The sequence below is a fragment of the Hymenobacter metallicola genome, from assembly GCF_004745645.1.
Taxonomy (GTDB): Bacteria; Bacteroidota; Bacteroidia; order Cytophagales; family Hymenobacteraceae; genus Hymenobacter; species Hymenobacter metallicola.
Window position 1 is genome coordinate 134,872 of record NZ_SRMB01000003.1, and the last position, 18,259, is coordinate 153,130.

General features: G+C 57.7%; 18 protein-coding genes. 7 read left to right on the plus strand and 11 right to left on the minus strand.

Annotated elements, in window-relative coordinates; translation table 11 throughout:
* Position 1: 1 nt before the first annotated feature.
* The 10 genes from E5K02_RS15810 to E5K02_RS15855 form a co-directional block, all read right to left on the minus strand.
* Positions 2-748 carry an isoprenyl transferase gene (locus E5K02_RS15810; protein WP_135396185.1) on the minus strand — a complete coding sequence of 249 codons (747 nt, stop codon included), beginning with the start codon at positions 746-748 and terminating at the stop codon, positions 2-4.
* A 69-nt stretch (positions 749-817) separates the two neighbouring features.
* Positions 818-1,567 carry a type IX secretion system protein PorG gene (gene porG / locus E5K02_RS15815; RefSeq protein ID WP_135396186.1) on the minus strand — a complete coding sequence of 250 codons (750 nt, stop codon included), beginning with the start codon at positions 1,565-1,567 and terminating at the stop codon, positions 818-820.
* A gap of 39 nt (positions 1,568-1,606) precedes the next feature.
* A complete protein-coding gene (locus E5K02_RS15820; protein WP_135396187.1) occupies positions 1,607-2,506 on the minus strand; it encodes a DUF6089 family protein in 900 nt (299 codons plus the stop codon).
* Positions 2,507-2,633: 127 nt separating this feature from the next.
* A complete protein-coding gene (locus E5K02_RS15825) occupies positions 2,634-3,527 on the minus strand; it encodes an NAD kinase (RefSeq protein ID WP_135396188.1) in 894 nt (297 codons plus the stop codon).
* Positions 3,528-3,561: 34 nt separating this feature from the next.
* The gene (locus tag E5K02_RS15830; protein WP_167856437.1) at positions 3,562-5,004 is read right to left on the minus strand and encodes a BamA/TamA family outer membrane protein; all 1,443 of its coding nucleotides are present in this window, start codon (positions 5,002-5,004) and stop codon (positions 3,562-3,564) included.
* 112 nt (positions 5,005-5,116) lie between these two features.
* Complete coding sequence (locus E5K02_RS15835; protein ID WP_135396190.1) at positions 5,117-5,794, minus strand: CBS domain-containing protein; 678 nt, start codon at positions 5,792-5,794, stop codon at positions 5,117-5,119.
* Positions 5,795-5,875: 81 nt separating this feature from the next.
* Positions 5,876-6,655, minus strand: a complete 780-nt coding sequence (locus tag E5K02_RS15840) for an alpha/beta fold hydrolase (RefSeq protein WP_135396684.1) — start codon at positions 6,653-6,655, stop codon at positions 5,876-5,878.
* On the minus strand, positions 6,639-7,277 hold the full coding sequence (locus E5K02_RS15845; RefSeq protein ID WP_135396191.1) for an anthranilate synthase component II: 639 nt from the start codon (positions 7,275-7,277) through the stop codon (positions 6,639-6,641). The genes E5K02_RS15840 and E5K02_RS15845 overlap by 17 nt, the downstream gene beginning before the upstream one ends.
* Before the next feature lie 96 nt (positions 7,278-7,373).
* Entirely contained in the window at positions 7,374-7,895 is a 522-nt protein-coding gene (locus E5K02_RS15850) for a CvpA family protein (protein ID WP_135396192.1), read from the minus strand.
* Positions 7,896-8,011: 116 nt separating this feature from the next.
* The gene (locus E5K02_RS15855; protein ID WP_135396193.1) at positions 8,012-8,476 is read right to left on the minus strand and encodes a GatB/YqeY domain-containing protein; all 465 of its coding nucleotides are present in this window, start codon (positions 8,474-8,476) and stop codon (positions 8,012-8,014) included.
* A 99-nt stretch (positions 8,477-8,575) separates the two neighbouring features.
* Here E5K02_RS15855 and E5K02_RS15860 point away from each other — a divergent pair, with 99 nt between their 5' ends.
* The 7 genes from E5K02_RS15860 (at position 8,576) to E5K02_RS15890 (ending at position 15,918) form a co-directional block, all read left to right on the plus strand.
* A complete protein-coding gene (locus E5K02_RS15860) occupies positions 8,576-9,289 on the plus strand; it encodes a pyridoxine 5'-phosphate synthase (RefSeq protein ID WP_135396194.1) in 714 nt (237 codons plus the stop codon).
* A gap of 122 nt (positions 9,290-9,411) precedes the next feature.
* Positions 9,412-10,452 (plus strand): tRNA 2-selenouridine(34) synthase MnmH, encoded by a 1,041-nt coding sequence (mnmH, locus tag E5K02_RS15865; RefSeq protein WP_135396195.1) that lies wholly within the window; start codon positions 9,412-9,414, stop codon positions 10,450-10,452.
* Positions 10,453-10,573: 121 nt separating this feature from the next.
* On the plus strand, positions 10,574-11,638 hold the full coding sequence (selD, locus tag E5K02_RS15870) for a selenide, water dikinase SelD (protein ID WP_135396196.1): 1,065 nt from the start codon (positions 10,574-10,576) through the stop codon (positions 11,636-11,638).
* Between the two features lie 4 nt (positions 11,639-11,642).
* Positions 11,643-12,236, plus strand: a complete 594-nt coding sequence (locus E5K02_RS15875) for a hypothetical protein (RefSeq protein ID WP_135396197.1) — start codon at positions 11,643-11,645, stop codon at positions 12,234-12,236.
* Between the two features lie 153 nt (positions 12,237-12,389).
* Positions 12,390-14,255, plus strand: a complete 1,866-nt coding sequence (locus E5K02_RS15880; RefSeq protein ID WP_167856438.1) for a sensor histidine kinase — start codon at positions 12,390-12,392, stop codon at positions 14,253-14,255.
* 106 nt (positions 14,256-14,361) lie between these two features.
* Positions 14,362-15,132, plus strand: a complete 771-nt coding sequence (locus E5K02_RS15885; protein WP_135396199.1) for an alpha/beta fold hydrolase — start codon at positions 14,362-14,364, stop codon at positions 15,130-15,132.
* Between the two features lie 81 nt (positions 15,133-15,213).
* Complete coding sequence (locus E5K02_RS15890; RefSeq protein ID WP_135396200.1) at positions 15,214-15,918, plus strand: SAM-dependent methyltransferase; 705 nt, start codon at positions 15,214-15,216, stop codon at positions 15,916-15,918.
* Between the two features lie 147 nt (positions 15,919-16,065).
* On the opposite strand, the gene feoB is transcribed toward E5K02_RS15890, so the two are convergent.
* Positions 16,066-18,258, minus strand: coding sequence for a ferrous iron transport protein B (gene feoB / locus E5K02_RS15895; RefSeq protein ID WP_135396201.1), 2,193 nt, complete (start codon positions 18,256-18,258; stop codon positions 16,066-16,068).
* Position 18,259 lies beyond the last annotated feature (1 nt).

Below are 18,259 nucleotides of genomic sequence, written 5' to 3' on the forward strand. Positions count from 1 at the left end.
CTTACGAAACGGTTAGCTGCTCACTGGTTTTACCGAAGCGCCGCTCCCGGCGCTGGTAGGCTTGTATGGCGTCGTAGAGATGGTCGCGCCGAAAATCGGGCCACAACACATCCGTGATATAGAGTTCGGTATAGGCTAGTTGCCACAGCAAGAAATTGCTGATGCGCTGCTCTCCACTAGTACGAATCAGCAATTCTGGATCAGGCATCCCGGCGGTGGTCAGATAGCCGGCAATAGTTTGTTCGTTCACTGCTTCGTTCTGCACAACACCCGCCACCACATCAGCAGCTAAACGCTTAGCCGCTTGAGTTAGATCCCAACGCCCACTGTAACTTAAGGCAAGCACCAGCGTCATGCGGGTACCGGCTTTGGTCAGCTCCATGGCTTCGCGCAGTTCCCGCTGACAAGACTCCGGCAGGTTTTCAACCTGCCCAATGGCTTGCAAGCGAATACTGTTTTTCAGCAGCGTCGGGGTTTCCTGCCGAATCGTGTGCACCAGCAGCTGCATCAGGGCCATCACCTCGTGCTTGGGGCGCGCCCAGTTTTCGGTGGAAAACGCATACAGCGTCAGGTATTGCACGCCGAGCTCAGCGGCTCCTTCTACCGTATCCCGAACGGCGGTAATAGCACTTTGGTGCCCAAAGATGCGGAGTCCGCCTTTCTGTTTGGCCCAACGGCCATTGCCATCCATAATGACAGCAATATGGGCTGGTATATTCTGGGTGTCTAGTTCGGACCGGGCGGCCATTAGTACTTTTTGCGTAAAGAGGCTGCAAGTTACGCAAATGGTTGCATTAAGTCCGGTCTTGTCTGAGTTCTAGCGCAACAGCTTCGGATTGGCCTTATACGAGTCGGGGCACTTGATCTTATAAAACGTGTAGGATACACTTAAACCATTATAGAAGTACCAGTCCTGGTCGTGGGTATTAACCAGCAACGGATTTTGGGTTCCCAAGTGGTCGAGCTCATCGGTAAAGGCTTTGCGGGCTCCAGCCTCCAGGCCCAGATTCCAGCGTGGCGACAGGGCCAGCTTGAAACCAATACCAGCCGGAATAGCTATTCCCAGGGTACTCCCCTCCTCTTTCAGCTGCTCGATATTGGCATTGCTGACGGTGCGGGTGCGGGCCAGAAAGCCGGCTACCCCTACAAACACGTAGGGTGTGAAGTGGACTTTCTCTTTGCGGTTACGGTAGTCGAAGAAATTATACTCGATAGCAGCGGCAGCCTCCAGGATATTGCCCTTAGTATTGGTTTGCCGATACGCGGGCAAGGGGGCCGTATTGCCGTTTACTCCTTTCACATTGGCATCATCGGCTCGTACTAGGCCCCACAACAGGCTTCCCCGCAACGTTACGGGCACAGACACATCCTTGCGGTAGAAGACAGTGGCCGCCGGCCGGTTGTTGCGAAACTGGTACGAAGGGGCCAATTCGCCTTTATAAACCATACCACCAACTCCGATACCCAGCTCGCTGGTGTTTTGAGCAGTAGCGGACAGAGCAAAAAAAACACTCCCTGCTTGCACGAGGCAAACAAGGAGTGTTCTCAAGGGATTCGAATGCGTCATTAGACTGGCTGTAAGTGAACGGACAGCCAGGATAAGTGGCTATCGGAATTTGGGGCTTTTAACGCGAGGAGCGAGAATGTAGTTTACATTGACACCCGTAACGATGTACCAGTCTTTTTCATTGCCCTTACCGCGCATCTCGCCGGGGACGTTGAAGTTGTTGAAGGTACCATCATCCGTACGGGTAATACCACGGCCAAAGTACTTAGCAGCGTCGCCGCCCAGCTTGGAATCTTCTACGTAGGTACCGCTCACATCGTCCAGATAATCGCTGAACGTCTTGCGCCAGCCGATTTCGAGGCCAATATCAAAGCTTTTGTTGATTTTGTAGCGAACACCACCACCGAAAGGCAGCGAGAAGTTCCACAGGCTGTAGTCTACGCCTTCTGTGCGCAGGGGCTGCAGGTCTACGTAATCACCGCTCGACAGGCTGGCAGGAATGGTACCGCCACGCACCAACCCTTTGGGGTTGTGGTGGAATACGCCGATACCGGCGAATACGTAGGGTACGAAATCCGGGCGCTTGATGTAGTTGTTGCGGTTCGCAATCAGGTCGAACACACCCACTGCCGAAGCTTCGAAGATGTCGTTGCGGAAGTTCATGTTCCGGTGGTAGCGGAAACGAGCATCAGCATCGTTCTTGTCAGCGGCTTTCTCATCGTCACCCGTAATACGGCCATAGGCCAGAGCAGCCCGAACCGAGATACGGGGCGCGAAGCGGTGGGTGAAGTTGAAGCCAATGTTGGGGCGGGTTGCCGCAAAACGCAGGCTGGGAATGCTAGCCTTGGGAACAACGTCACCAAAGTAGTTCATGGCGTTCAGGCTCACGCCGACGGAATTGTACTGCTTCCGCTTACTAAACTGTTGCGCACTCGCCTCCGTGGCGACCAGCGAAATCACTAGCAGCAGAGCCAAGATGTGGGTGAAGAATTGCTTCATATTGAGCGAGATTAAGGATATGCGAAGGTCAGTGAGTCGTTAAATCCGTATGGACACGAGTTCAGTTAGTGACAAAAGTAGAAGTTGCCGGGAACTTAAAAAAGAAATACAAGAAAAAGTCAATGTATTAGAGCAAGATACCGGCCGGATTACGCTTGTCAAGCCCCCAATTCAACTTACTGCGTAACGTGGTCAGAAAGTTAACATGGTTGAGCTTTACTAGACGCACCGCAAAGTTCTCGCGGCGAACGGCAATCTGAATACCTGCATCGACGGCTACCGAGCGAGAATCGAGCGAAAGCAGAAAGTTGTTGCTTCGGCCTTCAATCTCGAAGGAAATCACGCTGCGGTCGGAGACGATAAGCGGGCGAACATTCAGATTGTGCGGACATACGGGAGCAATGATGAAATTGTTGGTTTGTGGCAACATTACTGGTCCGCCACAGCTCAAGGAGTACCCCGTCGAGCCGGTAGGGGTTGCCACGATCAGGCCGTCGGCCCAGTACGAGTTCAAGTACTCGCCGTCGATATACGTGTGCACGACAATCATGGAGGACGTGTCGCGCTTTAAGATTGAAAACTCGTTGAGTCCGAAGTTGATACCATCGAAAACCTCCGGATCAGTATCAACTCGAATCAGGCTGCGCTCTTCCAGCACAAAGTGCCCTTTGAACAGTGCGTCGATGGCCTGCGCAATCCGCTCGACGGTGATGGTGGCCAGAAAACCCAGGCGGCCCGTATTGATTCCCAGAATCGGAATTTGCAGGGCGCCGACGTAGGTAACGGTGTCCAGCAGCGTGCCGTCGCCACCGATACTGAAGACAAACTGCACATCGCGCAGGGAGTCGCCGCGGCGAAACGTACCGATGCCTTCGGGCAGATTCAGCCGGTTGTCGAGGTAGGTACGGAACGATTCGACAATAATGACTTCGGTACGACGAGCCACGAGGTCGTCGAGCAAAGCCTGCAGAAAGGGCACCGTACTTTCGTCAAAAGGTTTGCCGAGGATAGCAATTTTCATAACAGAAGCATAACCAGCCTAGCGTCAGACCGGATCAGATGGGGAATTCAGTACGCAGAAAAAACCCGCCCTGCCCTACGGCATTGCGGGTGTATTCCAGGGTGATGACCCGGTCGTAATACGTGACCAGGTGCAAACCGATACCGGCCGCTGCCTGCAAGCGGTTAGGCAGGCTGTTGCCATACGCAGAATTGCGCCCGGCAACATAACCGGCATCGGTAAAGGTATTTAAATACAGAATCAGCGGAATACTGTTGACCTTGGGATTATGAATGCCGCGTAGCTTGAGGCGGCCCGCATCGAGGAGCCGATACGAGACGCCTTGCTGAAAAAGCCCGTAATGACGGCCATCGACGACGTACTGGTCGTAGCCGCGCACCAGCTCGGTGTAGCCCAGAGCCCGGTTGTCGGCGTAGGCTATGCGGCGCCCTACCCGAACCTGCCCGAGCAGGGTGGCGCTGTAGTAAAAGTTGTGACCCAGGGCCATATACTTCGCTATTTGCGCCTGCAGAGTGGTAATCGGTGGAGCCGAGCAGGTGAAAATGCGCTGGACGGCACTAGCCCGCAGATAGTGTCCGGTCAGGGGATAGGCGAAGGTGTTGCGGTGGTTGAAAACCGTTGTCAGGGCAATATCGACGTACTCGCGGCGAGTGGCACCCAGGAAATAATCCGGATTGCGCCGCACGACAGAATCCGACACAGCTTCGCGGTGGTAGGAAATATCCAGCAACGTGCGCCGCTGCACGGTGTAGCGCCAACGCAGACCGGCCGTCAGGTACTGCCGCTGAATGGGGAAACCTACCTCGTCGCGAAAGTTGGCGAGCCGGTCGTTCACCGTGGCGTAATCGAGGGAATGGCTGCGGTAGTAAGAGGCGCCCACGCCAAAACCCAGGCGCCGCAGCTTGCCGTAGCCGGGCGTATCGTAGAAGAGTTCATACTTGCGGTTGAAGCCCAGCTGCAAGTTGCCCCGGATTTCCTCGTTACGCCCCCGAAAGTTTTTACGCTCCAGGTGCAGGCCATAATCGACGCGGCGCCACCTGTCGGGCCGATCGAGCCAGGAACGGAAGTTACGGTCGGCCAGGGAAAGGATGGGAATAGGAAACGTGTACCAGCGTTCCTGCACGCTAAACAGCACTGTTATTTCCCCGTTGCGGCACACGGCCTGGGCCAGCACCCCATGAAACAACTGCAGATTGAACATCCGTAGCCGGTTGGTTTCCAGGCGCCGGGTCAACTTGGCGGCCGTAATCGTGTCGCCCTCCCGAAAGTCCAGCTCGGCCCGCAGGATGCGTTCCTTAGTAACTTCGTTGCCGACAAACAGAATGGTAGCGACCCGCAGCACGGAATAACCCGGACACTGCACTTGCAGCAGGCTATCGAGCGGGGCACGACGAACAGAATCGGGGGGTGGAGTAGCGGCAGATGCAGGAGCGGCGGGCAGCCAGCCTAGCAGAACAACTAGCAGGTAGGCAAGCACACGTACGGGGGTTTGCAAACGGTGCTCTTAAGATTGACTGCTTGGCTCACCATGGGGCTTTTTGCCTGAATCCAGCATTGTGCAAAGCTCACCATTCGGCGCGTATCAATGCTTAAAGACTCAGGTACTTGAGCAAACCGTCGAAACGCTCCTGCTCATTCTCCCCCACCTCGCCGGCTCCGCTGAACTGAGCCGTAATAACGTAGCCAAACCGCTCGAGCGTAGCTGTTATGCGGGCCATGTTCGGGGTGTTCAGCTTGAGCGTAAGCCGGATTTTGTACGGGTCGTGCTCGTCCTGGGCGACGTGGGCACTGAGAATTTTGGCGTTGTTCTCTTCTACGTAACGGCTGATTTGCGTCAGCGAATAGTCCCGCTCGTCCATCGACAAAACCAGAATCCCCCCCTGACCGGCGGCTATGGGCAGTTGGCCGAAAGCAGCCAGCGTATCGCCTACCGTCACAACGCCCAGGTACTCGTGTTGATCGTCGAGCACGGGCACGAGCTGTATCTTGTTTTGAATGGCCAACTCCATGATACTGTAAAAATGCTGGTCGCGCTGCACGTGTACCTCGGCGAAGCCAAAAGGCACGTTGGTCAGGGGTTCATCGGGGTGGTCGTAGTCGAGCAGGTCAGCTTCGGTAATCAGGCCCCGGTAGAGGCGGTTGTCGAGCACGGGCAGCTGGCCAACGTGGAATTCTTCCAGCCATTTGGCTGCTTTCCCGGCTGAATCCGACACCTTCAGGGGCGGAATCATTTGGTTGAGCAAGTCTTCAGCAATCATCGAATGCATGGGCGGAAAGAACTGAATGCCAGAATTAAACTAGGGAGTCGGGCCACCAATAAGCAGGCAGCGGGGTAATTTGTTTGGACGCTACGTCAGGACGGGCTCTAAAGCAGTACGACGCAGGAATTGCCGGAGCAACAAGTTGAAATCCTGCGGCCGTTCCATCATAGGAACATGGCAGCAGTGGTCAAGAAAGTGCAATTCAGAATTGGGTAGCAGCCGGTGAAACTCGTGGGCCACAACCGGCGGCGTAATCGTGTCGTTGAGGCCCCAAACCAGCAGCGTGGGCGCCGTAATCTTAGTCAGGTCCTTGCCCAGGTTGTGACGCTGGGCCGAGCGGGCAATGTTGATAATGCGTAGCACCTTGGTATTGGAGTTGGTGACGTTGAACACCTCATCTACCAACTCTTTGGTGGCAATGCTAGGATCGTAAAAGGTGTAGGCTACCCGCTCCTGCACGAAGGCATAGTTGCCCCGCTTGGGGAAAGAGCCACCCATGGAATCCTCAAACAGACCACTGCTGCCGGTGAGCACCAGGCGCTGCACCATTCTGGGGTTGCGCAGGGCATACACCAGGGCCACATGGCCGCCGAGCGAGTTGCCCAGCACCGTCAGGGGCTGGTCGAGGTGCAGCCGGCGCAGAAAGTCTTCCACGTAGCTTACCAAGCCAGGCACTCCGGCCTGGGTCAGGGGCATGTCGTAGATAGGCAGCAGCGGAATAATAACCCGGTAGTCGGTGCTGAATTCTGCTACTACGTCCTGCCAGTTGCTGAGGGCGCCAAACAGGCCGTGCAGAAGCAGCAACACCTCACCGGAGCCTTCTTCTACATACTGAAAACCGTGTTGTTCCTTAATCTGCAAGTCCATCTTCGGGGGAGATTTCAAAGCCGGCTAGAGCTGACTGACCATCCTGCGCAATGATACAACTCTTGACCCAATTGCCGAGTAGGGCCAAACCGTGGGTTGTGAGCAGTGCTTCAGGGTGAAACTGGACGCCGTACAAGGGATAGGTACGGTGGCGGAATGCCATCAGTTCGTGGTCGTCGTCGTGGGTGTAAGCCAGGGGCTGTAAATCAGTTGGTAATGAATTGATAATCAGTGAATGGTAGCGCACAATAGAAATTTGCGCCGGCAAATCGGCAAACAATGCATCCGGGCCGGTTACCCGCATGGTGGAAACCTTGCCGTGCATCGGCCGGGCCGCCCGGGTTAGCTGAGCGCCGAAGAACTCACCCAGCGCCTGATGGCCCAGACAGACGCCTAGCATCGGCACCCGCTGATGGTATTCTTCGATAACCTGCATCAGGCAGCCGGCCTGCCGGGGCGTACCGGGCCCGGGCGACAGAACGATGGCGTCGAACGAGTATTGCCGGATTTCCTCCAGTGGCACGTCGTTGCGAACTACCTGAACGGTGGCCCCCAGCTGCTGGAAGTAATCCAACAGATTGAAGGTAAACGAGTCGAAGTTGTCGAGCAGCAACAGGTGCATAGGAGCGTAGTGAGCAGCTTTTCGGCGCAAAAGTTGGCAGCCTTTCTCTAAGTGCTGGGGTGAGCTCACCTACAAGGATTGCACCTGCACAGTAAGCTAGAATACCGCGCGCAGCTGTTCCAGCAAGGTAGCCGCAAAGGGCATGACAAAGCCGACTATTTCCAGGGCGAAAGGAGTAGCTTGCTGCACCATAGGCAATACTTGGGAGTCGGCTACGACGGTAGGCGCCAGGAGCTGCAACCCCGTGAACCCAATGCCGTGCAGCAGCAGGCTGATGCCCAGCACCCACTTCAGGGCCCCGGCCATGCCGCCCAGCAGGTTGTCGAGCATACCCAAAGGTGTGAGGTGCACGGCCGTCTTGACGAAGCTACCGGCCAAGTGCACACCCCAGGTGATGAGCACAAACACCAGCAGAAACGACACGATGGGCAACAGCCCAAACGCCTCGCCCACGTAGTTGCGTACCAGCGGAATAGCGTCGTTCAGCAAGGCCAGTCCGCCGATAATGCCCAGGACAAAAGCCAAGAGCGAAGCTGCCTCCAGCACCAGGCCGCGGCGGAAGCCTTTGACAGCACCCACGCCCAGCGGAATCAGCAGCAGAATATCGAAGCCGGACATATGGCGAGTTGGTGAAGTAGTGAAATGGTGAGTTGCTGTTCTGGTGGCGCGGTTTGCGCATTACTGCACTTGGCGAACCAAAAACTCACCATTTCACCATCTTACTAGTTCACCTTTTAGACATTCGTGTTGTTGAGCAGGTTGCTGACGACTTGGGAAATCATTTTACCATCAGCTTGGCCCGACAGCTCCCGGGCGGCAACGCCCATAACCTTGCCCAGGTCGGAAGGGCCGGTGGCGCCCACGCGCTGAATAATGCCGACGAGCTTTTCGACCAGATCAGCCTCGCTGAGTTGCTGGGGTAGGTACTCCTCGATGATAGCCAGCTCGGCCAGCTCGATTTCTTCCAGGTCGGAGCGGAACTGCTTCTGGTAGGTTTCGGCGGCTTCGCGACGCTGCTTGGCAGCTTTGTTGAGCAGCTTAAGCTCGGCGTCCTCGGTCAGGGCGGCGCCATGAGCCCCTTCGGCCGTTTCGGCCAGCATGATCTGCGACTTGATGCTGCGCAGGGCCTGGAGCCGTACTTTGTCCTTGGCCAGCATAGCCTTTTTGATATCCGCGTCGATGGTTTCCTTCAGAGCCATAAGTTTGTAGTAGTAAATGTCTGGAACCCGTAGATTCCGACTGGCCGCGTCTGGAAGACTCACGCGGGCCGTTCTGGAGTCAGTTTTTCGCCTTCTCTCATGACGAAACTTAGCGTAAACATAAATAAAATAGCCACGCTGCGGAATGCCCGCGGCCACAACCGCCCCGATGTGCTCCAGGTAGCCCGTGACTGTGAGCGGTTTGGGGCGCAGGGCATCACGGTGCACCCCCGCCCCGATGAGCGTCATATCCGCTACCAGGACGTGCGCGACCTGCGCCAAATCGTAACCACTGAGCTGAATGTGGAGGGCAACCCCACGCCAGACTTTATTGACCTAGTGCGTGAGGTGAAGCCCGAGCAGGTGACGCTGGTACCCGACGCGCCCGACGCCATTACCTCCAACGCCGGCTGGGACACCATCACCCACCAGATATACCTGATTGGCGTGGTCACGGAGCTTAAATCTATCGGCTGCCGGGTGTCTATTTTTCTTGACCCCGACCCGGCCATGGTGAAAGCGGCCGTAGCCACCGGCACCGACCGGATTGAGCTCTACACCGAAGACTACGCCCGGCAGTACCCCCAGGACCCGGCTGCGGCCATAGCGCCCTACACGGTGGCGGCTACTCTGGCACAGCAGCTTGGTCTGGGCCTAAACGCCGGCCACGACCTGGACCTGGAGAACCTCGCCTACCTCAAGCAGAACTTACCGGGGCTGGCCGAGGTTAGCATCGGGCACGCGCTGGTGTGCGATGCGCTGTACTACGGGCTGGAAAACACGATTCAGCTGTATCGTCGGCAGCTGGTGTGAGCCAGTGAAAGGGTGAACTGCTGGGCGTTTATTTGAATAGTGCCGTTACGCACGGTTTAAAGAACGGCTTATCCGAACATCAACTCACCATCTCACTTTTTTACCTTCTCACCATTTCGCCTTTGCCTCGTATTCCGCTTTCCGAATTCCTGACCGGGCCCGCCAATGCTCCTATTCTGGACGTGCGCGCGCCCATTGAGTACGCCCACGGGCATATTCCCGGGGCCCTGAGTTTGCCGCTGTTTTCGGATGAGGAGCGGGCCCGCATTGGTACGGCTTACAAGCAAGTCAGCCAGGACCGCGCCATTCATATCGGCCTCGACTTCTTCGGGCCCAAGATGAGCCGCCTGGTAAAGCAGGCGCAGAAACTGGCCCCCAACAAGGAAGTACGCCTGCACTGCTGGCGGGGCGGCATGCGCAGCGGGGCCGTGCACTGGCTGCTGGAGCTGGCCGGCTTTAAGGTGCACCTGCTCGACAAAGGCTACAAGGACTACCGCCGCTGGGCCCTGGCGCAGTTCAGTGAGCCTCGCGCCATGCTTATTCTGGGGGGGCTCACCGGCTCGGGCAAGACCGACGTGCTGCACGAGCTGGCCCGCCAAGGCGAAACCATCGTGGATCTGGAAGGGCTGGCTAACCACAAAGGCTCATCTTTTGGGGCTATTGGGCTGCCCCCGCAGCCGACGCCCGAGCAGTTCGAGAATAATTTGGCCTTGGTGCTTAGCCAGCTGCCCCCTACCGTGACGGCTTGGCTGGAAGACGAAAGCCTGACCATCGGGCGACTCAATATTCCCAAGCCGCTGTTTGAGCAGATGCGGGCGGCTCCGCTCCTGGTGCTCGACATCCCGCGGGAGGTGCGCACCCGCAAGCTGGCCGCCGAGTACGGCAAGGAGGACCCACAGCAGCTGGCCGAAGCCATTCAGCGCATCAGCAAGCGGCTGGGCGGCCTCGCCACCAAGGAGGCCCTGACCGCTATTGCCACCGGCGACATGGAAAAGATGGTCGATATTGCCCTCTCCTACTACGATAAGACCTACGGTTTCGGACTCGACAACAAAACCAACAGCCGAGTGGTACGCATTCCGTCCGACACCTGCGACCCGGTTGTGAATGCGGAGTTGGTGCTGGCCGCCGTTGCCCGGGAACTTACCACCCGCCGCGTTTGATGCGTATTTACTCTGCCGCCTGAGGGGTCAGCTACCTTGAGTAGGCAAGGTCGTTTTAAACTTTTCAGTTGATTCGAGCATCTGTATAAACGCCGAATCCTTCTTTTTGCTTTTCCCTGCTATGGCCTCCGATACCTCTTCCGCCGCCACCGACCAGATCCGTCTCACCCAGTATAGCCACGGCGCGGGCTGCGGCTGCAAAATTGCGCCCAAGGTGCTCGACCAGATTCTGCATACCAGCATAGCCCAGCCCCAGCACGATAAGCTGCTCGTCGGCAACAGCAGCCGCGACGATGCGGCCGTGTACGACATTGGCGGCGGGCAGGCCATCATCAGCACCACCGATTTTTTCATGCCCATCGTCGATGACGCCTACGATTTTGGGCGCATTGCCTCCGCCAACGCCATCAGCGACGTGTATGCCATGGGCGGCCGGCCGGTCATGGCCATTGCCGTGCTGGGCTGGCCCATCGATAAGCTGGCGCCTGAGGTAGCCCGCCGCGTGATTGAAGGCAGCCGTAGCATCTGCGCCGAAGCCGGTATTCCGCTGGCCGGCGGCCACAGCATCGACTCGCCCGAGCCTATCTTTGGCCTGGCCGTGACGGGTATGCTCGACATTAAAAACCTGAAGCAGAATGATACGGCCACAGCCGGCTGCGAGCTGTACTTGACCAAACCCCTGGGTGTGGGGATGCTTACCACCTCGCAAAAACGCGGTATCCTATTGCCCGAACACGAGCAGATTGCGCCCCAGCAAATGATGCAGCTCAACAAAATTGGCTACGAGTTGGGCCAGCTGGAAGCCGTGCGCGCCATGACCGACGTTACCGGCTTTGGCCTGCTGGGCCACCTTTCGGAGGTGTGCGAGGGCAGCAACCTGACGGCGGAAATTGACTTCAGCAAAGTACCCCTGCTGGCCGAAGCCGAAGCCTACCGCCAGCAGAAAGCTATTCCGGGGGGCACCGTGCGCAACTGGGACAGCTACGGCCACAAGATCGGGCACATTACCGACGAGCAGCGCCAGTGGCTCTGCGACCCGCAGACGTCGGGGGGCTTGCTGGTGTGCGTGGAGCCCGGCGGCCGGGCGGCCGTGCAAGCCGTGTTCGAGCAGTACGGCCTGGAGCTGGCCTCGTTTGGGACGCTGCGGACCCACGTGGCCGGGGAACCCTGGATAGAGGTGCGCTAAACCCGTGAAGCTGTTTCCCTTTCTGCGGCCCCTGCTGGAATTCGCGGTGGCCGTATGCGCCATTGTGTTCGGCCTGCGCTTTATTACCGGCTTTTTCACGCAGGCCAGCAAAGTGTACCGGCCCAACTTTCTGCGGCAGTTTTACCTGCTGTTCTGGCCCTTGCTGTGCATGAGCGTGGGCCTGCCCTTCCTGATTTCCTTTTTCTATCTGGGCACCCTGTCGGCCTACGAATTGGTGTTGCTAACGGCCATGGCAGCCCTCATTCTGGGTTTCTCAGTACCGGCCCTGATTCTGCACGCCCAGTACTACGCCCGCAACTTGCGGACCACGCTCGTATTTGATCCTAAGCAGAACCGGTTGGAGGTATATGAAGGACCGGTGCTAATTCCGTTTAGCAAGCGTGATCTGCAGAAAGTGGAATATATTACCTGCCGCTCCAAGCGTCTTTTCTGGAGTAACTACAACTTGCTGCGGCTGCATTTGAGTACGGGGGAAGTCCTGACCCTCACTTCGTTACTTACCAACCTGGCCCCGGTAGCGGAGTTTCTCCGAAATTCCAATTTGGAGCATCGGCAACGTTGGTTTTGCTTTGCATAGCGTTTGCCTACCTGGTAGTAACAAGAGACAACTTCACGAAAAAGTACTAACCGACCCGCGGCTGATACGCGACAGAATATTACTTTTGCGCAGTACTCTCCTTGGCCTGTCCGGATGCGGCAACTTATACTTCTTTTGCTGCTCCTCCAGGTTTTGACTCCGCCTCTGCACGCACAGGAACGGGCAGTTATCAGCAAATTACAGCGCCGGCTAACGGTGCTGCCCGCTTCCCGCCCCCGGCTATTGGCTCTGGATTCGCTGAGCTACGCCCTCCACGACGTTGCCCCCGACACGGCCCGGCGCTACGGAGAGCAGGCAGTAGCCCTGGCCACGCGCCTGCACGACCAGCGCGGGCTGATGCAAAGCCTTTGTACCCTGGGGAGCTGCTACGCTACTTTATCCGATGGAGTGCACGCCCTGGATCTGTACTCTAAGTCCAATAGCATAGCCCGGCAGTTGAACAACGCCGACGGTTTGGTGCGGAGCTATACTACGATGGCGGCCGTCCATCACGAGCGCAACGATACGATTATTGCTTGGCGCCACTATCAGCAGGCCCTGCACCTAGCCACCCGCAAAGGCGTGCGGGTAGCCACCCTGCTCACGCTGTATGGCAATTTGTCCAGCCTGTTTTTTCACCTTGAGCAAGACCCCAAAGCCCTCCGCTACACCGACCTGGCCCTGAAGCTGGCCCGGCGCAGCGGCAACCGCATCAATGAGTCGATCTACCTGGCCAACCTGGGGACTTACTACTATTACAAGAAACGTTACGACCTAGCCGAAAACCTGATTCGCCAGTCGTTAGCCATCACCCAGCAAGCTCAGCAGCCGCGCTACGAGGCCGGCAACCTGGCCCTGCTGAGCATGGTACTACTCGAAACTAACCGGGCCCCGGAGGCCGCCGTACTCGCCCGGCAGTCGCTGCAGCAGGCCCGGCTGGGCCAAAGCAAAGAGCGCACCCTAGACGCCTACAGCATGCTGGCCGAGGTCACGGCCCGGCAGCAGCAGTTTCAGCAGGCCTATAAGTGGCAGACCCACTACCTAGCGCTGAATGACTCGCTAAACAACGGCCGCCGCCTGGCCACGCTAACGGCGCTGCAAAGCCGTTACGATATGCAGGACAAAGAGCAGCAGATTCAGTTGCTGACCCAACAAACCGAGCTGCAAAAAATTCGCAACCGGGTGCTGTGGGGTGCTATTGCAGCCCTGGTGCTGGGCCTGCTGGGCTTTGGGTTCTTGTACTGGCAGCTGCGCCGCAGCCGGGCTGAATTAGCCGCCAACAACGTGGCCCTGCAGGAGAGTACCGCCGAACTGCGCCGGATGGCCGCTTCCAAAGACCGTCTCTACGCCATTGTAGCCCACGACCTGCGCGGTCCGGTTACTTCTTTTGTGGGCGTTACGGAGCTGATTGGCTTTTACCTCAAGCGCAAGGACGAAGAAGGGCTGCAGAAGCTGCCAGCCCTGGTTCGACAATCGGCGCAGAGCCTGAACAACCTGCTCGATAATCTGCTCAACTGGGCCGTAAGCCAAACCGGCGAACTGGCTTTCCGCCCCGAGAAGCTGGTCGTCGCCGACTTGTTTGCCGAGAACCAGCAACTCTACCAAACCACCGCCGAGGCTAAGCAGATTTCCCTCCAAGCTACTCACCCCGATGACCTGATGCTCTGGGCCGACCAGAACATGACCCGCACGATTTTGCGCAACTTGGTGGGTAATGCATTGAAATTCACGCCGCCGGGCGGCACCGTGCGGTTTTCGGCCGAAGCCAGCTTGACTGACTCAACTGTTCGGCTTACCGTCACCGATTCGGGGCGGGGCATGCCGGCGGCTCTGGTAGCGGAAGTACTCAGCAACCAGCCCGTAACCAACCCCACGACTCCGGTCGGCCCCCGTACCGGCACCGGGTTGGGGCTGATGCTGTGCAAAGCCTTCGTGCAGCGGCACGGTGGCACCCTGGATATTCAGAGTGCGCCGGGCGGGGGTACCAGCGTGGTAGTGCAGCTGCCGGGAGTAAACTAGGCGCCGGCTATTTTGCTCTGCCCAAGCAGCAGCCACTTCCCGAACCGGTTCTTTCCGAAAGCTGGGCTGCTTCGTTTGCCCGCTTCTTACGACCTTTGCGGCCACTATGCAACTACACTTTCGCGAACTGGGCGCGGGCAATCCGCTCGTTATCCTGCACGGCCTCTTCGGCACCTCCGATAACTGGCAAACCCTGGCTAAGCGCTGGGCCGAAACGCATCGGGTTATCGTCGTTGACTTGCGCAACCACGGCCGCTCGCCCCAAACGCCCGAACACAGCTATGAGCTCATGAGTCAGGATGTGCTGGAGCTCTTCGAACAACTGCAGCTGCAGCACGTTGCGCTGATGGGCCACAGTATGGGCGGCAAGGTGGCCATGCGCTTCGCCCTCGACCACCCCACCCGCCTCGACAAACTCATTGTGCTCGATATTGCCCCGCGCCTGTCGGATATGCGCCACCAGGACGATATTCTGGCTGGCTTGCACGCCGTAAACCTGGCCACCATCGAGTCGCGGCAGCAGGCCGATGAGGCCCTGGCGCAGCATATTCCGCAGCTGGGCGTGCGGCAGTTCTTGCTTAAGAATCTTTACCGCCGCGAAGACAATTCCTTCGCCTGGCGGCCCAACCTGGCGGCGCTTACCCAGCACATGCCCGCCATCGGGGCCGAAATAACCAGCCCACTTCCTTTCGTAAAGCCGGCCTTATTTGTGCGCGGCGGCAAGTCCGACTACATCAGTACCGAAGACAAGCTCTACGGTATTCCGGCCCTGTTTCCCAACAGCCAGGTCGAAACCATCGTGAATGCCGGCCACTGGCTGCACGCCGAGGAGCCTGACCAGATCTACGCCCTGGTCGAAGCTTTTGTGAAAAGCTAGCTGTATTGTGGGTAGTTCATTGTCTGCAAAAAACAAGATAGAGCCACCTCACGACGAGCAACCAACAACCAGATGACTACAATGAGAGGTACTCTTTACCTTATTCCTACCGTGCTGGCCGACGAGACAGCGCCCCAGGTGCTGCCGGCTCAAGTGGCCACGCAAGTAGCGGCGCTGTCGTACTTTTTGGTAGAAAATGCCCGCACGGCCCGGCGCTTCATCAAGAGTGTGGCGCCGGCTCAGGTGATTGAAAGCCTGCGTATCAGCGTCATCGACAAAGACTCAACGGAAGCCCAGATTCAGGAGGCCCTCAAGGCCGTGGTAGCCGGTCAGGATGCCGGCGTGATGTCGGAAGCCGGCTGCCCCGGGGTGGCCGACCCCGGCGCCGAAATAGCGCGCCTGGCCCATAAGCTAGGTATCCGGGTGGTGCCGCTGGTGGGGCCATCTTCGTTGCTGCTGGCCCTGATGGGCTCGGGCATGAATGGGCAAAGTTTCGCTTTTCACGGCTACCTGCCCATTGAGCGCGCCCAACGGATTGCGGCCATCAAAAACCTGGAAAAACAGGCGCTGAGCCAGCATCAGACCCAGCTGTTCATCGAAACGCCCTACCGCAACATGCAGATGCTGGACGACCTGCTCACCCAGTTGCAGCCCGCCACCCGCCTCTGCATTGCCGCCAACCTTACCGCTGCCGACGAGTTGGTACGTACCGACACGGTAGCCAACTGGAAGGGTAAGCTTCCCCAGATTCACAAGCAGCCCGCCGTATTTCTGCTTGGCCGGTAATAACTAGCTTGGCGAGGCGCAACCAAAGGGACTGACCTCTCTCAAGCAGCAAGCCCTTCACTCCAGCTGGAGTGAAGGGCTTGCTGGTAAAAGGGAATTTGTCATCAGCAGAGGACCGATGGCTTTGCTAGCTCGCCAGGACAACAACTAGCTGAACAGCTGGTACACCAGCAGAGACGACACGTAGGCCAGGCCCGTCATGTAAAACAGCTGCAACAGGGGCCATTTCCAGCCTTTGGTTTCGCGGTAAACCACGGCCAGCGTGCTCATGCACTGCATGGCAAAGACGTAGAATACCAACAGCGAAAACGCCCGGGCTGGGGTAAAGAACGGCTGCCCGTTTTCATCCTTCTCTGCGGCGAGCTTTTGCTGTACCGTACGCATATCCGCATCCTGGCCGACGCTGTAAATCGTAGAAATAGTGCCCACAAACACTTCCCGAGCAGCGAAGGAGGTAATCAGGGCAATGCCGATTTTCCAGTCGAAACCCAAGGGGCGGATGGCCGGCTCCAGGGTACGGCCAAACAAGCCGGCGTAAGAGTTTTCCAGCTTTTCGGAGGCAATGCGGATGTCGGTTTCCTCGGGCGTAAGCCGCTGCTGGGCGGCCGTAGTCCGCACTCGGGCCTCGGCCTGCTCCAGGGCATTGCCGGGCCCGTAGGAGGCCAGCACCCAGAGAATTACCGAAATAGCCACAATGACCTTACCTGCCTGGAACACAAAGGCTTTCACCTTTTCCACAATGGTCAGGCCCACGTTTTTCCAGCGCGGCCAACGGTATACCGGAAACTCCATGATGAAGTAGCTCTTGTTCTGGGTGCGCAGAATCATTTTCAGAGCCCAGGCCGAGAAGATAGCTGCGAAAAATCCCAGCAGATACAGGCCCATCAGAGCAATGCCCTGCAGGTTGAAAATGCCCAGCACTTTCTGCGGGGGCACAACTAGCGCAATAAGTACGGTATAGACCGGAATCCGGGCCGAGCAGCTCATCAGCGGCGTCACGAAGATGGTGATGATACGGTCCTTCCAGTTTTCGATGGTGCGCGCACTCATAATGGCCGGCACGGCGCATGCCACTCCCGAAATCAGGGGCACAATGCTCTTACCATTCAGGCCGAACTTGCGCATGATGCGGTCCATCATAAAGGTCACCCGGGCCATGTAGCCAGTTTCTTCGAGCACCGCAATGAAGGCGAAGAGCAAGGCAATCTGGGGAATGAAAATGAGCACCCCGCCCAAACCAGCCAGCACCCCCTCGGTCAGCAGGTTTACCAGGGGGCCGTCGAAATTGGTTTGAATGAGCTGATTGATCCAGGTCACGCCTTCGTCGATGAGCTCCATCGGGTAGCTGGCCCAGGCAAATACGGCCTGGAACATCAGAAACAAAATGCCGAAGAAAATCAGGTAGCCCCACACCTTATGGGTCAGCACTTTGTCGAGCTTGTTGCTGTAGGGCTCGTTTTTCTCGGTGCGCACCACCGTCACGGTATTCAGCAGAATATCGTTGATGCGGGCGTACCGGTCGATAGTTTCCTGGGCCTGCCGGGCGGTAGGCTTAAAGTCGTACTTCTCGACCAGCTCGGCAATGTAGGCCTTGTCATCGGCCGTCAGGAAGCTGATCTGCCGAAACTGGTGGGCATAGTGCAGCGCCAGGTAGTCGTTGTGTAAGTTAAAGTAGTACCGAATCTGCCGGATCATGGGCAGCAGGTCATCACCCGGCTCATAAAAAGCCCTGGTGGGTGCGCCTAGTTGCCGCGACATCACAATTTTAAGGGCGGCAATACCGACACCCTTGCGGGCATTCATCGGAATGATGGGCACGCCCAACTCCTGCTGCAGGGCCATGATATCAATCTGCACGCCGTGCTGCTCAGCCACGTCCATCATGTTCAAAGCCAGCACGGCGGGCAGGCCGAGGTCGGCTAGCTGAGTAAACAACAGCAAATTGCGCCGCAGATTCGACGCGTCTACTGTCACTACCACAAAGTCCGGATACTGGTCTGAAGCTTGGTCGTAGAGCAGGTCCGTGATTACCTTCTCGTCCAGGCTCTTGGGGTAGAGCGAGTAGGTGCCAGGCAAGTCCACGATTTCAGCCCGATGCTGGGCCGTGAGCTGACTGATCCCCGTTTTACGGTCGACGGTAACGCCGGGGAAGTTGCCAACTTTCTGATTCAGGCCCGTGAGCTGGTTGAACAGCGACGACTTCCCCGAGTTCGGGTTGCCGATAAGAGCGATGCGCGTCAGCTCGCGGTGACTGCGCGGCGGCACGTCGCGCAGGGCTTCCAGAGTCATGGCCGAGGCGGCCGCTCCGGAGGAGTCGGATATGAGGGTGGCGCGGGCCATA

Bases quoted from the DNA above. Each gene is read 5' to 3' on its own strand.
- E5K02_RS15835 (WP_135396190.1), bottom strand. From the start codon at position 5,794: ATGCATTCGATGATTGCTGAAGACTTGCTCAACCAAATGATTCCGCCC.
- E5K02_RS15845 (WP_135396191.1), bottom strand. From the start codon at position 7,277: ATGCACCTGTTGCTGCTCGACAACTTCGACTCGTTTACCTTCAATCTG.
- E5K02_RS15825 (WP_135396188.1), bottom strand. From the start codon at position 3,527: ATGAAAATTGCTATCCTCGGCAAACCTTTTGACGAAAGTACGGTGCCC.
- E5K02_RS15855 (WP_135396193.1), bottom strand. From the start codon at position 8,476: ATGGCTCTGAAGGAAACCATCGACGCGGATATCAAAAAGGCTATGCTG.
- E5K02_RS15850 (WP_135396192.1), bottom strand. From the start codon at position 7,895: ATGTCCGGCTTCGATATTCTGCTGCTGATTCCGCTGGGCGTGGGTGCT.
- E5K02_RS15860 (WP_135396194.1), top strand. From the start codon at position 8,576: ATGACGAAACTTAGCGTAAACATAAATAAAATAGCCACGCTGCGGAAT.
- feoB (WP_135396201.1), bottom strand. From the start codon at position 18,258: ATGGCCCGCGCCACCCTCATATCCGACTCCTCCGGAGCGGCCGCCTCG.
- selD (WP_135396196.1), top strand. From the start codon at position 10,574: ATGGCCTCCGATACCTCTTCCGCCGCCACCGACCAGATCCGTCTCACC.
- E5K02_RS15820 (WP_135396187.1), bottom strand. From the start codon at position 2,506: ATGAAGCAATTCTTCACCCACATCTTGGCTCTGCTGCTAGTGATTTCG.
- porG (WP_135396186.1), bottom strand. From the start codon at position 1,567: ATGACGCATTCGAATCCCTTGAGAACACTCCTTGTTTGCCTCGTGCAA.
- E5K02_RS15840 (WP_135396684.1), bottom strand. From the start codon at position 6,655: ATGGACTTGCAGATTAAGGAACAACACGGTTTTCAGTATGTAGAAGAA.
- E5K02_RS15810 (WP_135396185.1), bottom strand. From the start codon at position 748: ATGGCCGCCCGGTCCGAACTAGACACCCAGAATATACCAGCCCATATT.
- E5K02_RS15890 (WP_135396200.1), top strand. From the start codon at position 15,214: ATGAGAGGTACTCTTTACCTTATTCCTACCGTGCTGGCCGACGAGACA.
- E5K02_RS15885 (WP_135396199.1), top strand. From the start codon at position 14,362: ATGCAACTACACTTTCGCGAACTGGGCGCGGGCAATCCGCTCGTTATC.